This is a genomic window from Clostridium sp. HCP1S3_C6 (genome assembly GCF_052066735.1).
Classification (GTDB): Bacteria; Bacillota; Clostridia; order Clostridiales; family Clostridiaceae; genus Clostridium.
Genome location: NZ_JBQHRN010000028.1, coordinates 1 through 18,149 on the forward strand (window position 1 = coordinate 1; position 18,149 = coordinate 18,149).

21 protein-coding genes are annotated in these 18,149 nt (G+C 26.9%); 4 read left to right on the forward strand and 17 right to left on the reverse strand.

What is annotated here, in order from left to right:
• On the forward strand, positions 1-80 hold an 80-nt coding region (locus ACTNAO_RS09730), incomplete at its 5' end, for an IS3 family transposase (RefSeq protein WP_441028687.1).
• A 299-nt stretch (positions 81-379) separates the two neighbouring features.
• Here the strand turns inward: ACTNAO_RS09730 and rlmD are convergent.
• The 3 genes from rlmD to ACTNAO_RS09745 all read right to left on the reverse strand — a co-directional run bounded on the left by rlmD (position 380) and on the right by ACTNAO_RS09745 (position 2,762).
• Positions 380-1,732: a 23S rRNA (uracil(1939)-C(5))-methyltransferase RlmD gene (gene rlmD / locus ACTNAO_RS09735; RefSeq protein ID WP_441028626.1), complete on the reverse strand. Its 1,353-nt coding sequence runs from the start codon at positions 1,730-1,732 to the stop codon at positions 380-382.
• A 54-nt stretch (positions 1,733-1,786) separates the two neighbouring features.
• Positions 1,787-2,011 (reverse strand): RDD family protein, encoded by a 225-nt coding sequence (locus tag ACTNAO_RS09740; protein ID WP_441028628.1) that lies wholly within the window; start codon positions 2,009-2,011, stop codon positions 1,787-1,789.
• Positions 2,012-2,105: 94 nt separating this feature from the next.
• Positions 2,106-2,762, reverse strand: a complete 657-nt coding sequence (locus ACTNAO_RS09745) for a helix-hairpin-helix domain-containing protein (protein ID WP_441028630.1) — start codon at positions 2,760-2,762, stop codon at positions 2,106-2,108.
• A 220-nt stretch (positions 2,763-2,982) separates the two neighbouring features.
• Between ACTNAO_RS09745 and ACTNAO_RS09750 the strand changes: the two genes are divergently transcribed.
• Positions 2,983-4,266 (forward strand): D-alanyl-D-alanine carboxypeptidase family protein, encoded by a 1,284-nt coding sequence (locus tag ACTNAO_RS09750; protein WP_441028632.1) that lies wholly within the window; start codon positions 2,983-2,985, stop codon positions 4,264-4,266.
• A 20-nt stretch (positions 4,267-4,286) separates the two neighbouring features.
• Here the strand turns inward: ACTNAO_RS09750 and ACTNAO_RS09755 are convergent, their stop codons facing one another.
• The 12 genes from ACTNAO_RS09755 to ACTNAO_RS09810 form a co-directional block, all read right to left on the reverse strand.
• Positions 4,287-5,189, reverse strand: a complete 903-nt coding sequence (locus ACTNAO_RS09755; protein WP_441028634.1) for an RluA family pseudouridine synthase — start codon at positions 5,187-5,189, stop codon at positions 4,287-4,289.
• 13 nt (positions 5,190-5,202) lie between these two features.
• Entirely contained in the window at positions 5,203-6,624 is a 1,422-nt protein-coding gene (locus ACTNAO_RS09760) for an LCP family protein (RefSeq protein ID WP_441028636.1), read from the reverse strand.
• Positions 6,625-6,651: 27 nt separating this feature from the next.
• Positions 6,652-7,221 carry a bis(5'-nucleosyl)-tetraphosphatase (symmetrical) YqeK gene (gene yqeK / locus ACTNAO_RS09765; RefSeq protein ID WP_441028638.1) on the reverse strand — a complete coding sequence of 190 codons (570 nt, stop codon included), beginning with the start codon at positions 7,219-7,221 and terminating at the stop codon, positions 6,652-6,654.
• A gap of 11 nt (positions 7,222-7,232) precedes the next feature.
• Entirely contained in the window at positions 7,233-7,841 is a 609-nt protein-coding gene (nadD, locus tag ACTNAO_RS09770) for a nicotinate-nucleotide adenylyltransferase (protein ID WP_441028640.1), read from the reverse strand.
• Between the two features lie 4 nt (positions 7,842-7,845).
• Positions 7,846-8,145 (reverse strand): ribosome assembly RNA-binding protein YhbY, encoded by a 300-nt coding sequence (gene yhbY, locus ACTNAO_RS09775; protein ID WP_441028642.1) that lies wholly within the window; start codon positions 8,143-8,145, stop codon positions 7,846-7,848.
• A gap of 17 nt (positions 8,146-8,162) precedes the next feature.
• Positions 8,163-9,449 (reverse strand): GTPase ObgE, encoded by a 1,287-nt coding sequence (gene obgE / locus ACTNAO_RS09780; RefSeq protein ID WP_441028644.1) that lies wholly within the window; start codon positions 9,447-9,449, stop codon positions 8,163-8,165.
• Positions 9,450-9,584: 135 nt separating this feature from the next.
• On the reverse strand, positions 9,585-9,881 hold the full coding sequence (gene rpmA / locus ACTNAO_RS09785) for a 50S ribosomal protein L27 (RefSeq protein WP_441028646.1): 297 nt from the start codon (positions 9,879-9,881) through the stop codon (positions 9,585-9,587).
• 3 nt (positions 9,882-9,884) lie between these two features.
• Positions 9,885-10,256, reverse strand: a complete 372-nt coding sequence (locus ACTNAO_RS09790; protein WP_441028648.1) for a ribosomal-processing cysteine protease Prp — start codon at positions 10,254-10,256, stop codon at positions 9,885-9,887.
• 4 nt (positions 10,257-10,260) lie between these two features.
• The gene (rplU, locus tag ACTNAO_RS09795) at positions 10,261-10,569 is read right to left on the reverse strand and encodes a 50S ribosomal protein L21 (RefSeq protein WP_441028650.1); all 309 of its coding nucleotides are present in this window, start codon (positions 10,567-10,569) and stop codon (positions 10,261-10,263) included.
• 135 nt (positions 10,570-10,704) lie between these two features.
• Positions 10,705-13,062 carry a hypothetical protein gene (locus ACTNAO_RS09800; RefSeq protein ID WP_441048070.1) on the reverse strand — a complete coding sequence of 786 codons (2,358 nt, stop codon included), beginning with the start codon at positions 13,060-13,062 and terminating at the stop codon, positions 10,705-10,707.
• A 173-nt stretch (positions 13,063-13,235) separates the two neighbouring features.
• On the reverse strand, positions 13,236-13,892 hold the full coding sequence (locus ACTNAO_RS09805) for a single-stranded DNA-binding protein (protein WP_441028654.1): 657 nt from the start codon (positions 13,890-13,892) through the stop codon (positions 13,236-13,238).
• Positions 13,893-13,995: 103 nt separating this feature from the next.
• The gene (locus tag ACTNAO_RS09810; protein WP_441028656.1) at positions 13,996-14,769 is read right to left on the reverse strand and encodes a polysaccharide deacetylase family protein; all 774 of its coding nucleotides are present in this window, start codon (positions 14,767-14,769) and stop codon (positions 13,996-13,998) included.
• Between the two features lie 155 nt (positions 14,770-14,924).
• Between ACTNAO_RS09810 and ACTNAO_RS09815 the strand changes: the two genes are divergently transcribed.
• Positions 14,925-15,464 (forward strand): DUF4364 family protein, encoded by a 540-nt coding sequence (locus tag ACTNAO_RS09815; RefSeq protein ID WP_441028657.1) that lies wholly within the window; start codon positions 14,925-14,927, stop codon positions 15,462-15,464.
• Here the strand turns inward: ACTNAO_RS09815 and ACTNAO_RS09820 are convergent.
• Positions 15,454-16,347 (reverse strand): YncE family protein, encoded by an 894-nt coding sequence (locus ACTNAO_RS09820; RefSeq protein ID WP_441028659.1) that lies wholly within the window; start codon positions 16,345-16,347, stop codon positions 15,454-15,456. The two genes, ACTNAO_RS09815 and ACTNAO_RS09820, sit on opposite strands and share 11 nt — an antisense overlap.
• Before the next feature lie 160 nt (positions 16,348-16,507).
• Between ACTNAO_RS09820 and ACTNAO_RS09825 the strand changes: the two genes are divergently transcribed.
• Positions 16,508-16,753 (forward strand): TIGR03905 family TSCPD domain-containing protein, encoded by a 246-nt coding sequence (locus ACTNAO_RS09825; protein ID WP_441028661.1) that lies wholly within the window; start codon positions 16,508-16,510, stop codon positions 16,751-16,753.
• 34 nt (positions 16,754-16,787) lie between these two features.
• On the opposite strand, the gene ACTNAO_RS09830 is transcribed toward ACTNAO_RS09825, so the two are convergent.
• Positions 16,788-18,092, reverse strand: a complete 1,305-nt coding sequence (locus tag ACTNAO_RS09830; protein ID WP_441028663.1) for a bifunctional folylpolyglutamate synthase/dihydrofolate synthase — start codon at positions 18,090-18,092, stop codon at positions 16,788-16,790.
• Positions 18,093-18,149: the final 57 nt, after the last annotated feature.

Genomic DNA, 18,149 nt, shown 5'->3' on the forward strand with positions numbered 1-18,149 from the left:
GGTATAACAACAAACGCATACATAGTGCTTTAGGTTATATGACACCAGTAGAATATAGAATTTCTAATATGACCGAATAATAACTGTATAAAAAAGTGTTGACAATCCAAAATTAAGCACAACTATGGACACTTATTCACATGTAACTAAAAAGATGACAGAGCGTACAGTTAACCTAATAGAAAATATTAATCTTAAAATCTTAAGTTATTAAGCAAATAAGATTAAAATAAAAAGAGTAGAATAATTTCTTACCCTACTCTATTATACCTATATTTTTCCACAACAAATTTCAACATAATATAATATTTATCTTTGGGTGGCAAATTGGTGGCAAACCACCAATATTACCACATATAAACCATATAAAATGGCTCTATTACTTAACTAGCTTTACTACAGTCTCCGCATGAGGCGTATTAGGAAACATATCCTTAATCTTGCTTTTATTAACTGAATAACCACCCTCTGTTAATATTTTCAAGTCATTTACTAATGTTTTTGGATTACATGAAACGTATATTATTTCCTTTGCATTAAACTTAATAACATACTTCATAGCTTCTTTACTTACTCCATTACGTGGAGGATCAAGAATAATAATGTCAGGATTGTATTTTACAGTTTTTATAATTTCAGCTACATCACCTGCTAAGAATTCACAATTGCCAAGATTATTAAGCTTGGCATTTTCTTTAGCAGCTTCTACAGCTTCTTCTATAAGTTCAATTCCTATTACCTTTTTAGCTTTTGGAGCAACTATCTGTCCAATAGTACCAGTACCGCAATATAAATCAAATACAACTTTATTTTGAGAATCACCTAAGTATTCCCTTACAATGTTGTAAAGTTCTGCTGCACCTACTGTATTTGTCTGAAAAAATGAAAAAGGTGATATGTTAAATTTTAACCCAAGAAGCTCTTCTCTAATATGATCAATTCCATATAAAACATTAACCTTTTCTGGAACAACTGCATCTGAAAAAGAATTATTTTCAGTATGTAATATTGATACTAATTTTCCTTCATATTGAGCATTTTTTATTATTTCAACATATTCAGATAAATCAAAATCAATTTGAGTAGTAGTTACAAGATTAACCATTATCTCACCTGAATTTTTAGCTTTACGAATTATAAGATTTCTTAAATAACCTTCTCTTTTCATAACTCTATAATAAGGTAATTCTTTTTGTCTAAAATAATTAATTGTTAATTCTATAACTTTTCTAAAGTCACTATCAACAAGTTGACATTTATCTACATTTACAATTCCAAAGGATTTATTTCTCATATGCATTCCTACATTTAAAATGCCACCTTTTTCTTCATCCCCAAATGTAAATTCCATCTTGTTTCTATATTCATATTGAAGTTTACTTCCTACTATGCCTTCATATTTGCCCATAGAAACAGAAGCCTTTTCAAAAAGTTCCTTAACTTCCTTTTCTAAAAGTTCAAGCTGCTTTTCATAAGTTAGGGTTTGTGAAGAACATCCTCCACATACACCAAAATGCTGACATTTTGGATCTATTTCATAATCTGCCCTTTCAACAACTTCTAAAAGCTTTAATTCAGCATAATCAGTTTTCTTTTTTTTAACTTTTCCCTTTACAGTTTGACCTGGAAAAGCATTTTTAACACATATCTTTCTATTACCCTCAAGTGTTATTCCTGTTGATGGGAACTCTGTGCTGTCTATCTTTACTAGTAATTCACTACCTCTTCTCATCTAATGCTCCTAAAATATTATTATTTTTAAATTTGAAAATTTTAAAATTAATTTTTATACTTGTAATAATTTTTGTCCAACTGTAGCATCAAATTTTCCTTGTGTAATTGGATAATATAATAAATTAACTATAGCTGCTATAACAACTGCTACATAAAAAGGTTGAGTAAACTTAAAACCAATTAATTTCATAATTAAAATAATAACTCCTAATAGTACAGCTGATATTGCTACTACTAATACTTCATCAAATAAATTTGCTAATAATCTCTTAATCAAAATATTTCCTCCTTAAAATTATATGTTAAAATCACCTATATTTTACCTAACACTTATTTATTATATCATCATTTAGTAATTTTTTAAATGTAAATTATATAGTTATTTTATCTTTTAATTTTTCAAAGGAAGATTCACCAATACCTTTAATATTTTTTATTTCATCTATTGATTTAAAGCCTCCATTTTTTTCACGATATTCTATGATACTTTTAGCCTTAGAAGGACCAACTCCTGGAAGACTTTGAAGTTCAATATCTGTAGCTGTATTTAAATTAACTAAACTATTACCTTGTGTGCTTGAAGCTGATACAGAGCTACTTATAGTATTTTGACTATTAGGATCATTTTTATTAGGAATAACAATTGCTATGTGATCTTGTAATTTTTCTGCCCTGTTTATTTTTGATATATCAGCAAATTCTGTAAGTCCTCCTGCTTTATTAATTAAATCTTCTATTATGGAATTTTCATTTAGCTTGTAAATATTAGGATTTTTAACTTCACCTTTTATTTCAACTACTATTTCCTTAAAATTTGAGATACTTTGTGATAAAGAATTACTATCATTTGAAACATTACTAGGTAAATCATATGATTTATCTTTTATTTCATCATCAATAAAAATATCTTCGCTACTACTTTTAAGATCGTTTCTGCCACCTAAAGAATATTTTACAAACATAACTACTATAATTATAATAGCAAGAATTACAGAACCAATTACCTTATACTTTTTATTTATAATCATAATAAAAAACCTTTCACTATTTTTCTTTTATAATTATCCCCATTAAAATAAAAATAATACACAAATTTAATTTTATTTTTCACCTTTCTTGTAAAAATAAATATAATCACCTTTAACAAAGTGGAATTTTATAGCGAAATTTGGTAGAATATTTTTTGGTAATATATAAAATATTTATCATATTCTTAACAAATTGAATATTAATATAAGTGAGGTTACAATGAATAAATTTAAAAAATTAACTAAAGTCTTTTCATTTTTATTGACTTCTTTATGCATAATACATTTTATGCCTTCAAAAAATTCTTATGCAGCAAGTACTGCTCCTGATTTAACATCTCAAGGTGTATGCCTTTTAGATGGTGATACTGGACAAGTTGTTTATGAAAAAAATCAAGATAAAAGGTACTATCCAGCTTCTACTACAAAAGTTCTTACAGCACTTGTAGTATTAGAACATACAAACCTTGAGGACAAAGTTACTATAGGAACGAATCCACCTAATGCAGAAGGTACATCTGTTGGAATACGTGCTACAGAAACATATACTGTTAGAGAGTTATTACTTGGTCTTATTTTAATGTCAGGTAATGATTGCGCCAATGCACTGGCTGAATACATATCTGGCAGCAATGAAGCATTTGCAAACTTAATGAATGAAAAGGCTGCAGAACTTGGCTGCACTGATTCACATTTTGCAAATCCAAGCGGACTGCCTGATGAAAATCATTATACAACTCCAAAAGATTTGGCAACTATAATGAAAGCTTGTATTCACAATAAGGATTTTATGGAAATTTCACAAACTAATGGATACACATTACCTGCAAGTTCTATTGATGGCAAAACTATTCCAATAGATAATCATAATTATATATTATTTGATTATTATCCTAATTATTATTACAAATATTCCATTGCATCAAAAAAGGGATATACAATAGCTGCTCAATTTACTAATATAATAGCATGTAAAAAAGACAACACAACTCTTGTTGGTAGTTTTCTAAAGGGAACAGATATAAGTTCAACATATAATGATGTTAAAAGTATTTTCGATTATGCCTTTGCAAATTTTGAAAGACAAACATTATATACTAAAGATACTTCTATTGAAGAAGTTACTTTAGGTAAAGACAAAGTTAATTTAAAACCAAAGGAAGATGTTTATTATACATGTAATATGACTGATAAAGACAATTTAAATTATTCTATAGAATATGAAATTCCTTCAGACATTGCTGATAATACATTTAAAAAAGATGATACAATAACTACTGCTAACATAATTGTTAATGGTGAAGTTTATAAAACTATAGATCTTGTAAGTGATGCTGACTACAACGCTATTGACAAATTATACGAAGAAGTTTCTACAAACAATAACAAGTCTTTATGTATACTGGCTGCTGTGATTATTGGATTATTCATAATAGCTAGTGCAAAATTCATTTATAATAAAAAGTTTTTAAATAAAACAAAAGAAGAAAATCAAAATAAATAAAAAGAACTTATAGAAAAACTTTATTTAAGTTTTTCTATAAGTTCTTTTATATCATAAGGAAGTTCTGCTCTTAAATCAAGCCTTTTATTTGTTCTTGGTGAATTAAACCCAAGACCATATGCATGAAGTGCCTGCCTTTTTATAAGATTTTGCTCATTTTCTCCATTTCCATATAAAGTATCTCCATATATAGGATGACCCAAATAACTTAAATGAACTCTTATTTGATGAGTCCTTCCTGTTTCTAAAAGGCATTCAACTATATCATCATCCTTTAATGATTCAATAACTTTATAATGTGTTATACTTTTCTGACCTCTTTCATCCACAATTCGTTTTATACCAAATTCTTCACCTTCAGGTCTAAATATAGGTGCATCTATAGTGCCAAATTTTTCTTTTAAATGTCCATGTACAACAGCAATATATCTTTTTTTAAGGTGATTTTCCTGCATTACCCTAGAAAGAGTCATATGAGCAAATTGATTTTTTGCAACTATTATAAGACCTGATGTATTCATATCAAGTCTGCTAACAAGCCTTACAATACAATCTTGATTGCTTTCTCTGAAATAATTTATAATACCATTTGCAAGGGTACCACTTTGGTACGTTTTGGTTGGATGTACAACCATATATGGGGGTTTATTAACCACTAAAACTTCTGAATCTTCATATACAATATCTAAATCCATTTTTTCAGGTGCAATATTTTGAGTTTCTTTAGAGTCTAAAATAACTTCTATCTTATCGCCCTTATGAAGTATACATCTCATTCTTACAGCCTTACCATTAACAAGTATTCTCTTATCTATTGATGCACTTCTTATAAGCCTGCTAGATAATTTAAGTTCTTCTTTTAGATATTGTCTTATAACTATACCTTCAAATTTTTCATCTACTATTTCTTGTAATTTACTCATAAGATTTTTCTCCCTAATTAGTATAATCGCTACCTAATAAAATAACTGCATCATATCCACTATATTCATTTGGAAGTGATGAAGATTTACTTTTATTTATTATACTTGATATATCCTTTTTTATATCACTATTGTTAGTTTTTATAATAGTTTTTTTATTTTCACTTGCATTACCAGTTGTAACATTTTTATATCCTAAGCTCTCAAGCTTTTCCTTAACTTTTCCTGCTAATCCATTAGTAGTTGTTCCATTTAAAACCAATATTTTTTGTGATGCTCTATCAGAATTTGAAGAAACCTTGCTACTATTTTCTCCCTTTAAAGATTCTATAAGCTCTTTATTTTTAGAATCATCTAAAACAAGATATGATTGACCTTTTATCATTTTAGGAGTTCCTTCTAATGTAACTATTTCCATTTTACTTTTATGTATAATAAATTTAAATACATATTCTAATATTCTAAAGGCTCCCATATTGGTTTCAATATTACTTCCAACAGCACCTAAAATCTTAGGCATTCTAAAAAGAATTAAAGGATTTGCACATTTTTTTACAACCTTTTGAATAAATTTATGCTGATTTTCTATTCTTCCTATATCACCAGTTGCAAGACCTGTACCATCATTATTTTTTCTCCATCTAAAAAATTCTTCTGCCTTTTTACCATCTAAATGAACTGTTGTACCACCTTTAAAATTTATATGAAGATTTTGACCATCATCATCATAAATCATATCACGTTCTATTTCCATATCCACTCCACCAATAGAATCAATTACACTTCTAAAGGCTTCATAATTCACTTTAACAGTATAATTTACAGTTATATTAAGAAGCTTTTCTACTACTTCTTTTACCTTTTGATCCTGTCCCTTTACATAAGCAGCATTTATTTTATAGTTGTTACCATTTTCAGTAATCAAGGTATCTCTAGGAATTGAAACTACTTTTGTAGCTTTAGTTTTGGGATTATAATTAACAACCATCATTGTATCTGTTCTTTTTATATCATTATTATTTTCCTGTCCTACAGCTCCTATATCCATTCCAAGTACAAGTATATTTACAGGTTTAAAAAATCCTGGACTTATAGCCTGGGTCTTAACTGTATTTTTTATACTAAAAAAGAATCTAAATACAGAAAAAATATTTATAAATAATACAATTAGTAAAAATAATCCTATAACTTTAAATATTTTCTTTTTGGTCATTTTAAGTTTTTTATGCTTTTTGGTATTCTTCTTTTTGTAATTTAATGTATTGTTTTTTATATTAATAATTTTATCTTTTATATTATTAATTATATTTTGTCCTACATATTCATCATTGTTATAATTATCATAATAATCATTATCCGCCATACTCTCATACGGATCCTCATTATGATTATTTGAGTTTTTTCTATGTGAATTATTTTTTTTACTTCTATTCACAAATAATCCCTCCTAAAGCATAAAAAATTAAAGTTCTTCTTTAATCATATAATTTCTTGCCTTAATTGTATTTATATCTATCAATGCACCTTTATTTAACAAATATTCTATGGAATGATTAATTCCTAAAAGCACCCCTTTATCTAGACTCTCTAAAGTTGACTTTCTTATTTCATCAAGTCCAGGAAAATTTCTTGATGGTTCAATCATATCAGCTATATATATAATTTTATCAAGTTTTGACATATTTTCTTTTCCTGTAGTATGCCACCTTATGGAACTTAATATTTCTTCATCTTCTATGCCAAGCTTTTCCTTTGCTACAATAGGTGCAAGTATACTATGCCATAATTCTGTTGTAACTTTTTCATCTTCTGAAAGAATTATATTATTTTTATCTATTAATTTTTTCATATCCTCTAATGGCATATTTTTTGCTATATCATGACTAAGGGCTGCTATTTCAGCTTTTTCTATAGATACATCATTAAGTTTTGCTAACTTTTTAGCTGTTGATACCACTCCTAATGTATGAATAAATCTTTTTTCCTTTAAGGAATTTTTCACAATATTATATTGCTTTTGTATATCTAACATTAAAATTCTCCCTATATAAACCTATATAAATTTTCTCTTTTTATTATTTCTAAAACCTTACCAGGAATCAGTTCGTTAACATTTTCATAATTAGTATTTTTTATGAGTTCCCTAATTTTTGTTGAGGACTCGTCAATTTCAGGTATATCTAAATATTTTATAGAAGTATCATACTTTTTTTCAATATATTCTTTCTGATTTAATAACTGTTCTTTAGAATAACCAGGTCTTGGAAATACCACAAAAATACAGGATTTAAATATACGCTTAATTTCCTTCCAGCTTTCTATATTTATTAAACAGTCTGCTCCTGTAATAAAATATATCTGCCTTTTATCATTTGAAAAATGTTCTAATGTTTCATAGGTATAACTAAATCCTTTTTTATCAATTTCATAACTTGAAGCACAAAAACCCTGCTTATTTTTAATGGCTTCCTTTACCATATTAAATCTAATATATGCATCTGTTACATTCTTATTTTTTTTATGAGGAGGATTTCCAGCTACCATATATACAATTTTATCTAAATGTAATATTTCTTTAGCTTTATCTCCTATGTAAAGATGACCATTATGTATAGGATCAAATGTACCTCCTATAATCCCTATTTTCTCCAAAATACTATTTTCCCTTTGGCAATTCAATTTTAGGATTATTTTTTGATTTTTTATATAGTACTATTTTATTTCCTATTGCCTGTATTCCTTCACATCCTATCTTACTACATATAATATCAGATGCTTCACGTGTTTCCATTCCACTATTTTCTAATACCTTAATTTTTATTAATTCTCTCTTTTCAAGAGCCTGCTCTATTTGAACCAAAAAAGCTTCCTCTATGCCATTTTTTCCTATTTGAAATATAGGCGTTATCTTTTGAGCTAAACTTCTAAGATAAGCCCTTTGTTTTCCTGTTATCATTAAATCACCTCAAATTACTACATTACATAATCAAATTCAAAATCATCAAGTCTTACTATATCGCCATTTTCGATGCCAAGTTCTTTAAGTTCATCCATAACACCTTTATTTTGTAAAACCTTATAAAAGTATCTTAATGAATCTGCATCATATATACTTACTGATTCAAGAAGTCTATCAACAAAACTTCCTGTAACATTAAATATTTTACCTTCATCTGTTTCTTCTACACTTATTTCATATGTAAATCTCTTTTCTTCTTTTACGTATTTTTCTTCATCTGATATTTCAAGTTCAGTAACCGGAATATCCTTAAGCATCCTAGCAGCTTCTTTTATTACTTCATCTACGCCTTCTCTTGTAGCAGCAGACATTTTAAATACCTTATCATAACCTAATGCATTTATTTTCTTTTTAAAATCTTCAAATACACTTTCGTCATATAAAATATCACATTTATTAGCTACAACAATTTGTGGTCTATCCCAAAGTTTAACTGAATATTTTTTAAGTTCTTCGTTTATTTTTAAGAAATCCTCATAAGGATCTCTTCCTTCAACTCCAGATATATCTACAATATGAATTAATAATCTAGTTCTTTCAATATGCTTTAAAAATTCAAGTCCAAGCCCTACACCTTCAGCTGCTCCTTCAATTATTCCTGGAATATCTGCCATAACAAATGGTTCTGTACCTTCTACCTTTACTACTCCTAAATTAGGCTTTAATGTTGTAAAATGATAATTTGCTATTTTAGGTTTTGCTTTAGTTGTCATTGAAAGAAGAGTTGACTTTCCTACATTTGGAAATCCTAAAAGTCCAACATCAGCAAGAAGCTTAAGTTCTAATGATACAAACATTTCTTCCCCTGGCATACCTGGTTCAGCAAAATCTGGTGCCTGTCTTGTAGGTGTACAGAACTTACAATTTCCTTTTCCACCTTTTCCACCTTTAAGAAGTACATATTCATCATCTTTATGGGATAAATCTACTATTATTTTATTACTTTCCGCTTCTCTTATAATAGTTCCCATTGGCACTCTAATGTATAAATCATTACCATCTTTACCATAACATTTTGATCCTGCACCATTTGTACCACTTTCTGCTACATATTTTCTCTTATACTTAAAATCTAAAAGTGTTGTCATTGAAGGATCTACCTTAAATATAACACTTCCACCTTTTCCACCATCACCACCATCTGGGCCACCTAAAGGAATATATTTTTCACGTCTAAAGGAAATGGCTCCATCTCCGCCTCTTCCTGATTTTACAAAAATCTTGGTCTTATCTATAAACATATATTTCACCTTTCCTTATATAATTAAACCTCAGCTATAAAAACACTAGATATATTATATCATATATTATTTTTTAGTCTACAAAAAAAGCTGCATTAAATGAAATATCATTTAATGCAGCCTATAAAATACTAATTATTCAGCTAATTCAACTTCTACTGGATAAACACTAGCTTTTTTCTTATCTTTACCCATTCTTTCGAATTTAACAATACCATCAACTTTAGCAAATAGTGTATCATCTCCACCTTTACCTACGTTGTTTCCTGGATGAATCTTAGTACCTCTTTGTCTAACGATTATGTTACCAGCTAAAACGAATTGTCCGTCTGCAGTTTTAACACCAAGTCTCTTAGATTCTGAGTCTCTACCGTTGTTTGTACTACCTTGTCCTTTCTTATGGGCAAATAATTGAAGGTTCATTATTAACATATTTTACACCTCCTCTTTTTTTAAATTAATATATTCTCTGCGCTTTTTATCTCCAAACATCTGATTAAGACTTAAAATTACACTTTCAAGACTTTTTTCAAAAGTTTTCAAAATCACTTGCGCCTTTTCTTTTTCATCTACATTTAGGCCCTCAAGGTCTACCTTTAGATGACCTTCTCCAATTTCATAATTTACATTAAGTTTTAAAACTTCATCTAAACCTATAATAACACTTTGACCAAGTACTGATACTGAATTACATACCATATCATATGCATCACCAGCAAGTATGGCCTCCCTGTCTTCTAAGGCATGATTATTAATTGAAATCGAAGTAATGTTTTGATCTTTTAATTTAATAATAACTTTTATCATAAAATTAAGCTTCGATCTTTTCTACTACTAATTTTGTATAAGGTTGTCTGTGACCATTCTTTCTTCTATAGTCAGTTTTTCTCTTATACTTGAAAACTGTAACTTTCTTAGCCTTTCCTTGTGCTAAAACCTTAGCAACAACTTTAGCTCCTTCTACTACTGGAGTTCCAACTTTTAAAGTTTCTCCTCCTACAGCTAATACTTCGTTTAATTCAACTGTTGAATCAACTTCAGCATCTAACTTTTCAACGAAAAGAACGTCTCCTTCTTGAACTCTGTATTGTTTTCCACCTGTCTTAACTACTGCGTACATTAAAAACACCTCCTCATAACGGTCTCGCCACTATAGGTACAAGAGCAAATCATTGTTTTATAAAAACCTGTGCGTGAGCGGTTTACTAACACATTTTATCACACCTTTTTTTCTTTGTAAAGAAATTAATACATTTTATTTTAAATTACTATTTCTTTTTACATAAGATAAATAAACATATGCAAGAATCATAGAAATAATTCCTACTCCAATAAATACCAAGGTTTTTTCTATAGCATTCATTCCTATACAATCTAATATTGGGACTTTTAAACATGTTATTAATGCAATTACTATTCCCATTACCCTAATGCCATTACATCCTTTCAAAAATCCCTTAATAACATCAAAACAAGCTAAAGTCATTAATAATATATCTATAATTATTATTGTAATATAGTTACTTGTTTCGAAAGTTTTTAAGAAAACTATTATCAAATATGTTAATGCCACAACATTTATTACTCCAATTTTAGACAAGTCACTTACAAAAAGATTATTATATCTATCCTTTGTAAATATTGATAAACTAGCAAAACATATAATTAAGCCTATTATATCAATATAAGTAACTACATTCATATTTCTGAATAAAATTATTATTGAAATTATAAAAATTATAAATGCAATTAATACATTATCTGTTTTACAATTATTATTTCTTAGATATTCCACTCTAGTATAAATTATCATAGCTATAAAATATACAGCACAAATAACAATATAAGTAACATATTCATTAACTAAATAGTTTATTTCAATAGCAGTTGGGACTATAAGCATAAGAGAATAATATTTTAATACAGAAAAAGCTGGACTATTCTTTTCTTCATTTACAATATGACATAGCATAACACCTGTAATTGTAATAAATCCTATGAATAATTGAAATAAATGGAAATACGCATCTATATCACAATATATATTTACTGCATTTATAAATGAAATTAAAATCATATAAATAACTGAAATATTCATAGATATATTTAGCAATTTGCTTTTTTTAGTAACTTTTAGATATCCAAATAGAAGTATTCCAATATTTAAAACAAAATAAAATAAAACATCTTGTATATTTGAATCACCAATTTCAATATTTTTTACTATTTTTAATGCAAATATAACTGAAGGCACTAAATACTTATATTTATTCATATTTTTAGTTAATATAGTGCACCCTATGGATATAATTATTCCACCACCAATAATTATACTTCCAATTATTTTATTATTTACTCCTATAAAAAGAGAAAAAACAGTAACATATATTAAGAATATATCACGAAAAATATTAGCAATATCTTTACTTTCTAATTGTTTTAAAATAAATTTATCAATAAGGAATGATAAAATAATATAAAACATGCAGACACCTGCATATACTTCACTTGATAATGACAAACGTAAAAACACCATAATAAAACAATTAATCACAAATGTATATATTGCAAATGCACTTAAATAATTATTATGATTTTTAATTGGAAGTACAACATTTAGTATATTTAAAATAATAATATACCCTACAACTAATAATGAACTATTCATATCTTTTGAAACTATATCAGCAAAAAATAAAAAGCTTAACAAACCTGCTCCGTGAGCAAAATATCTAAAAGCAAAGGATTTCTGAACAAAACTATAAACAATAGTACTAGCAGATAATAAGAATACTAAAACAAATGCTATAAATTCACTAATATTATGAAGTCCCATTGCATTTATCATAATTGATATATATATTTCACAGAGTCCCATTATAGTAACACCTTTAGAATAATCTGCATTTTTTCTTTTAATTAGAAGTTCACTTAATAAGATTATGGCTATCCCAATTCCAAATAATAAGATTCCCTTAATAAAATTATTTAAATAATTTACGTAAACATATTTTCCAAATATAGAAACCCCAATTAATATCATTATAATTCCCAAAACATATACAATTTTATATGCACTATCACTTTGACCATATTTACTTTCATTTGAATTATTTACTGACATATTATAATAATTATTTTGTCTTTGATTATTGTTATATATATTCTCATTGTTTATGTTTTTACTATAATTCATGTTCTCATTATTATTTGTATTTATGTCATTATTACTTCCATTTTTAACACTTTCATTACATGCTCTAATAATAATGTCCACATAATCTCTAGCTTTACAAAACCTTTCATTAATATTTCTAACAGGAATTACTACAGATTGCAAATTTGTAATTCTAATATCATCATAATTTAATTTTTTCATTGAACTACTAATAAAATGATTCATATCATTTATACTACTAAAAAAATAATTAGTATTTAAAATTCTATTTAAATAATCTTGAATATTATTATATTCTTTTAGCATCTGTAATATATCAGAGGACACCAAGTTAAGTTTTTTTCTACATTCATCACTTATAGGTCTTGATAACTCATATTGTATTCTATTAAAACATTTTCCTATTTCATTATTGTAATAATTAACATTATTCATAATTTTTTCTCCTTTTATCAAAAAATATATACCCCTAAATACTATATCGTTCATTAATACAATAACAATATACTTTACCGGCAAAAAAAGTTGTACTTATATAAAAAAATGCCATAAAGCTTTTTGCTTTATAGCATTTAAGATACTTATGCTAATACAATTAATATTCCAATTTATACTGCACCTTTTTCGCTTTCAGATGAATCTTCTTCCTTATCGACCTTTTCCATTTTAGATATTGATACTTCGTAAGCTATTTTCTTAACTACTTCCGTATCAGATATCTTTTTTTGATATTCTCTGCTTTGAAGTCTTCCCCAAACTCTTATATTTTCACCAACAGATAAGGTTTGACAAAATCTTGAATTCCTTCCCCATGCTATAGTTGGAATATAATCAGATTTATTGTAAGCTCTATTTACAGCAAGAAGTACATCTGCAATTTCCCTTCCAAAAGGAGTCGTTCTATAAACTGGTTCTTTGCATATATAACCATCTAGAAAAATTTCATTAGGGTTTTTACTTCTTTCCTTACATGGTTCTATATTTCTCGCAAATACTGTTAATATAAGTTTGTTAGATCCATCAATAAATTTATTATAAGATCTAAGTTGCCCTTCAACAACTACTTCACTACCAACATCTAAATTTAAATTACTTAATAATCTTTCTGATACTGTTATATTTAAAAAATCAACTGAATCACTAAGTCTCATTACTTCAAGATTAAAACTATAAAATCCTTCGCCATACATTTCATGGCTAAACTCTAACTTTGTAGCTACCTTTCCTTCGAGATATATTTTGTTATTTAACATTAAATTATCCATTGTAACCCCTCACTCCATTTGTAATACTTTTTTTAATTACGAAGTTCTATACACTATTTCCATTATAATACATTTAATAAGTATTTTACAAGTTTTTTTTGAATTATTTTAAAAATTGCTTTCCTTTTTCTGAAACGCCATAGTTTTCAGTATATATCAGTTCCCCTACTGGAATAAACTTGTAACCTTTATCTTCATATTCTATAATAATACGTTCAATATTATCAGGAGTATATTTTGCATTATTATGAAATAATATTATAGACCCTTCTTTTATACCTTTATTAACTCTTTCATATTCAATATCTGCACCAGCTTCTTTCCAATCTACTGAATCAACACTCCATTGAATAGGTATATGCTCTTGTTCATTTATAACTTTAACTGCCTGTTCATTGTAATCTCCACTTGGAAATCTAAATAATTTTACTTCTTTTCCTGTATATTTTTTTATTATTTCATCTGTTTTTTGTATTTCTGAAATCATTTTCTCATTGCTTATCTTGGTAAACATAGGATGTTTATAGCTATGATTTCCTATTTCATGCCCCCTTTCAGAAATATTTTTAAGTTTTTCTACATTTTCCTGACTATAGTCTACCCATCCTCCCATTATAAAGAAAGTACCCTTTACATTATATTTATCTAAAATATCAAGTATTTTATAAAGATAATCATTTTCTGCCCAATTAATATCAAAAGTAATAGAAACATTTTTTTCCTTTGTATCAACAGAATAAATAGGCAAATCAAAGGATTCTTTTGAAACACTTGTATTTTGAGCTTTATTATAAGCACCCTTATTAAATATAAATGCAGACACTGCTACTAAAAAAATTAAAGACATGGATAATAATATTCTTTTTATCCCTCTCATATTTGTATAAGTAGACTCCTAAAATTCTTTACCAATAAATATATATTCAGCTATTCGTAAAATTATTACATATATATTTTTTTATTTGGTTATTTTCATTAAAATAAAAATTATGCTATAATTATTAAAGAATTTATTTGAAATGGAGAATTGCTATGCTTGAAAATACTGCTGAACTTGCAGAAAACAAACTTCTGCTTTTATATATTTTAAACACTGTAAAAAATCCAATTTCTAATTCACAATTAACAGAACTCATTTTAGAAGACAATTTATTAAATTATTTTACTCTTCAACAATATCTTAGTGAATTGGAAGAATCAGGTTTTATAAAATACGTAGATATAAACGATAAAAAATTATTAAAAATCACAAATAATGGAGTTTCTGTTTTGTCATTTTTTATTAATAGAATTTCTGAACAAAAAAAGGAACTTCTAAAACAAAGAATAAATGAAAAGTACGATTTGTTTAAAAAAGAACTTACTATTCAAAGTAATTACACTCCTATTAGTGATGATAATTTTCTAATAGACCTTAAAGCTTTTGAAGGAAAGGATATATTAATAGAATTAAAATTATCAGTACCTACTAAAAAGCAAGCTGCACATCTTTGTGCTAATTGGCAGGAAAACTCTGCAAAAACCTACAACAGCATTATTAATTTGCTTTTAAATGAAGATTCTAAACAATAAACATAGCACTAGGTTCTTTTACCCTTGCTATGTTTATTACTTTTTTGCTTGGAATATTTATCTTCTTTACAAATCCCGTATAATAATCTAACACAAATAAATCATCTTTATAGCTAAGTATTTGAGAAGGCATTACAGCAACATTTTCAATTTCACTATTACACTTTATGTTTTCATTATTTAAGATATTATTAATTTTTCTAATGTTTTCATTCATAAGGCTAATTACATATATACTGTCCTCTTTTACAATCATATCTATAGGCATTCTTCCTACTTCAACCCTTGCCAAGGTTTTCCAGTTGCAAGATTTGCTAGCGGAGATTATTTTAAGAAATCCTCTCTCAAAGTTATCACATTTATTTTCAAGTATATACATTCTTTTGTTGTATGAAAAAATTTTAGTAGGATGCTCTATATTCTGTATTTTTCTTATTTCCTTATAACAATCAGAATCAATTATAGTTATAGAATTTTCTAGGAAACTACTTACATATATAAGTTTGTTTTCCTTATCCACATCAATAGAAAAAGGATAATTTCCTATAGGTATTTCAAATATTATTTCCATTTCCTTCATATCATAAACAAGAAGTGCATTAATATCACTACAAAGTAATAATATCTTTTCATCATATGAAACAATCTTTGAAACAGAAGTACCTATAAATATTTTTTCAATATTATTTTTATTTGAAATATCTATAGAATACACACAAGAACTATATTCAGCTCCTACTATTAAATGATTTTTATATTTTGTTATGCATGAAAAGCCCATAGGTTTTTTACTTGAATCAATGATTATTTCATTTAAACTGTAATCTTCTAAATTTATGTCTTTTATAGTATTTAATATTTTACTACATACAAATAAATCCATATTCTCTCCTAAAAAACCTTAATATTACTTTAAATTATTCAAATCTCAATGGTATTGTTACATTTTTCTACATTTTATTGTAAAATTCAAAGAGAATTTGTGCTCTCACATTTTTTCTGATAAAATAAATTTAATAAAAATTTAAAGAGGTGCAAAAAGAATGTATAAGTACAAAACAAAAGGTACATGTTCTACTGAAATTGATTTTGAAATTGAAGATAACAAAATAAAAAATATTTCCTTTAAAGGTGGGTGTAACGGAAATTTACAAGGTATTTCATCATTAGTTATTGGAATGAATGTAAATGATGTTATAGAAAAATTAGAAGGAACAAATTGCAATGGAAGAGGAACTTCCTGTCCAGATCAATTAGCAAAAGCTCTTAAAGAGGCTATACAAAAATAAAAAACTGGTTTAAGCCAGTTTCTTATTTTTTATATTAATTTGTAAGTCTTATTATTTTTCTCATATCACCAATCATATATAAAGAACCACTTATAAGTATTAAATCCTCCTCACTAGCTTCCTCTAATGCTTTCATATAAGCTTCTTTATAATCTTCATAGGACACACAATTTTCATTTATTTTTACTATTTCTTGTTTTAATTTAGAAGCAAGTTCTGCTCTATCACTATGAGGTGTAAGGGCAAAAACTTTTTTTGCCATAGGTGTAATTTCCTTGATCATTTCTTCCACTTGCTTATCAGCTAAAATTCCAAGTATAAGATAAATATTTTTATACTTAAAGTGCATTTTAACACTTTCTTTAAGAGATTTTATACCTTGTATATTATGAGCGCCATCAATAACAACAAGAGGATTTTTTTTCATTACTTCAAGCCTTCCAATCCATTTTACATTTTTTAATGAACTTAAAAGGTTATCCTTTGAGAATTTTATATTTCTAGTATTACAAACTTTAAAAAAAGCTTCCATAGCAACTAAAAGATTTGTCACTTGATGTTTCCCAAGAAGTGGCAACCTAACTTTGTATTCATCATTATTAGCTTTTATTAAAATATCTTGATATATCCTCTCATTATCATTAAACACCTTAATAAATTTTCCATTGTCACTAGATACTTTAATCAATTCTGCATTCTTATTTTTTGCAGTTTCCTCTATAACTTCAAGTGCTTCTTTTTCTTGTGGATATGTAACTACAGGTACTCCTTCTTTAATTATTCCAGCTTTTTCGCTAGCAATTTCTCTTAAGGTATTTCCAAGTAAATTTGTATGATCTAAACTTATAGATGTAATAACACTTAATATAGGAGTTATAACATTAGTAGAATCTAGTCTACCACCAAGACCAACTTCAATTACTCCATAATCAACCTTTTCTTCTTTAAAATACAACAACATAAGACATGTTATTATTTCAAATTCAGTTGGATGAGTATATCCCTCTTCTATTACTTTATCTACAGCATATTTAACTCTTTCTACTAAATCTCCAAGTACATCCTTTGGTATATTACATCCATTAATTTGAATTCTTTCTTCAAATTCTTCTAAAAATGGTGATGTATACATACCAACCTTAAAATTGCAACCTCTAAGCATAGAAGATATCATAGCTGTAACTGAGCCTTTACCGTTAGTACCAGCTACATGTATAAGTTTTAAGTCTTTTTGAGGATTATGTAAAATCTCTAAAATTCTATAGGTTCTTTCAAGTCCGTAATTTGAGCCAAAATTACCCACCTCATGAATATACTTCATTGCATCATTATAATTCATAAATTTTTCCTTCTTTAATTAATTTTAAAAAGCTTAAGCATTTCTACTTAAGCTTTT

Bases quoted from the DNA above. Each gene is read 5' to 3' on its own strand.
- rlmD (WP_441028626.1), bottom strand. From the start codon at position 1,732: ATGAGAAGAGGTAGTGAATTACTAGTAAAGATAGACAGCACAGAGTTC.
- ACTNAO_RS09745 (WP_441028630.1), bottom strand. From the start codon at position 2,762: ATGATTATAAATAAAAAGTATAAGGTAATTGGTTCTGTAATTCTTGCT.
- ACTNAO_RS09750 (WP_441028632.1), top strand. From the start codon at position 2,983: ATGAATAAATTTAAAAAATTAACTAAAGTCTTTTCATTTTTATTGACT.
- ACTNAO_RS09755 (WP_441028634.1), bottom strand. From the start codon at position 5,189: ATGAGTAAATTACAAGAAATAGTAGATGAAAAATTTGAAGGTATAGTT.
- yqeK (WP_441028638.1), bottom strand. From the start codon at position 7,221: ATGTTAGATATACAAAAGCAATATAATATTGTGAAAAATTCCTTAAAG.
- yhbY (WP_441028642.1), bottom strand. From the start codon at position 8,145: ATGATAACAGGAAAACAAAGGGCTTATCTTAGAAGTTTAGCTCAAAAG.
- obgE (WP_441028644.1), bottom strand. From the start codon at position 9,449: ATGTTTATAGATAAGACCAAGATTTTTGTAAAATCAGGAAGAGGCGGA.
- rpmA (WP_441028646.1), bottom strand. From the start codon at position 9,881: ATGTTAATAATGAACCTTCAATTATTTGCCCATAAGAAAGGACAAGGT.
- ACTNAO_RS09790 (WP_441028648.1), bottom strand. From the start codon at position 10,256: ATGATAAAAGTTATTATTAAATTAAAAGATCAAAACATTACTTCGATT.
- rplU (WP_441028650.1), bottom strand. From the start codon at position 10,569: ATGTACGCAGTAGTTAAGACAGGTGGAAAACAATACAGAGTTCAAGAA.
- ACTNAO_RS09800 (WP_441048070.1), bottom strand. From the start codon at position 13,062: ATGAATAATGTTAATTATTACAATAATGAAATAGGAAAATGTTTTAAT.
- ACTNAO_RS09805 (WP_441028654.1), bottom strand. From the start codon at position 13,892: ATGGATAATTTAATGTTAAATAACAAAATATATCTCGAAGGAAAGGTA.
- ACTNAO_RS09810 (WP_441028656.1), bottom strand. From the start codon at position 14,769: ATGAGAGGGATAAAAAGAATATTATTATCCATGTCTTTAATTTTTTTA.
- ACTNAO_RS09815 (WP_441028657.1), top strand. From the start codon at position 14,925: ATGCTTGAAAATACTGCTGAACTTGCAGAAAACAAACTTCTGCTTTTA.
- ACTNAO_RS09820 (WP_441028659.1), bottom strand. From the start codon at position 16,347: ATGGATTTATTTGTATGTAGTAAAATATTAAATACTATAAAAGACATA.
- ACTNAO_RS09825 (WP_441028661.1), top strand. From the start codon at position 16,508: ATGTATAAGTACAAAACAAAAGGTACATGTTCTACTGAAATTGATTTT.
- ACTNAO_RS09830 (WP_441028663.1), bottom strand. From the start codon at position 18,092: ATGAATTATAATGATGCAATGAAGTATATTCATGAGGTGGGTAATTTT.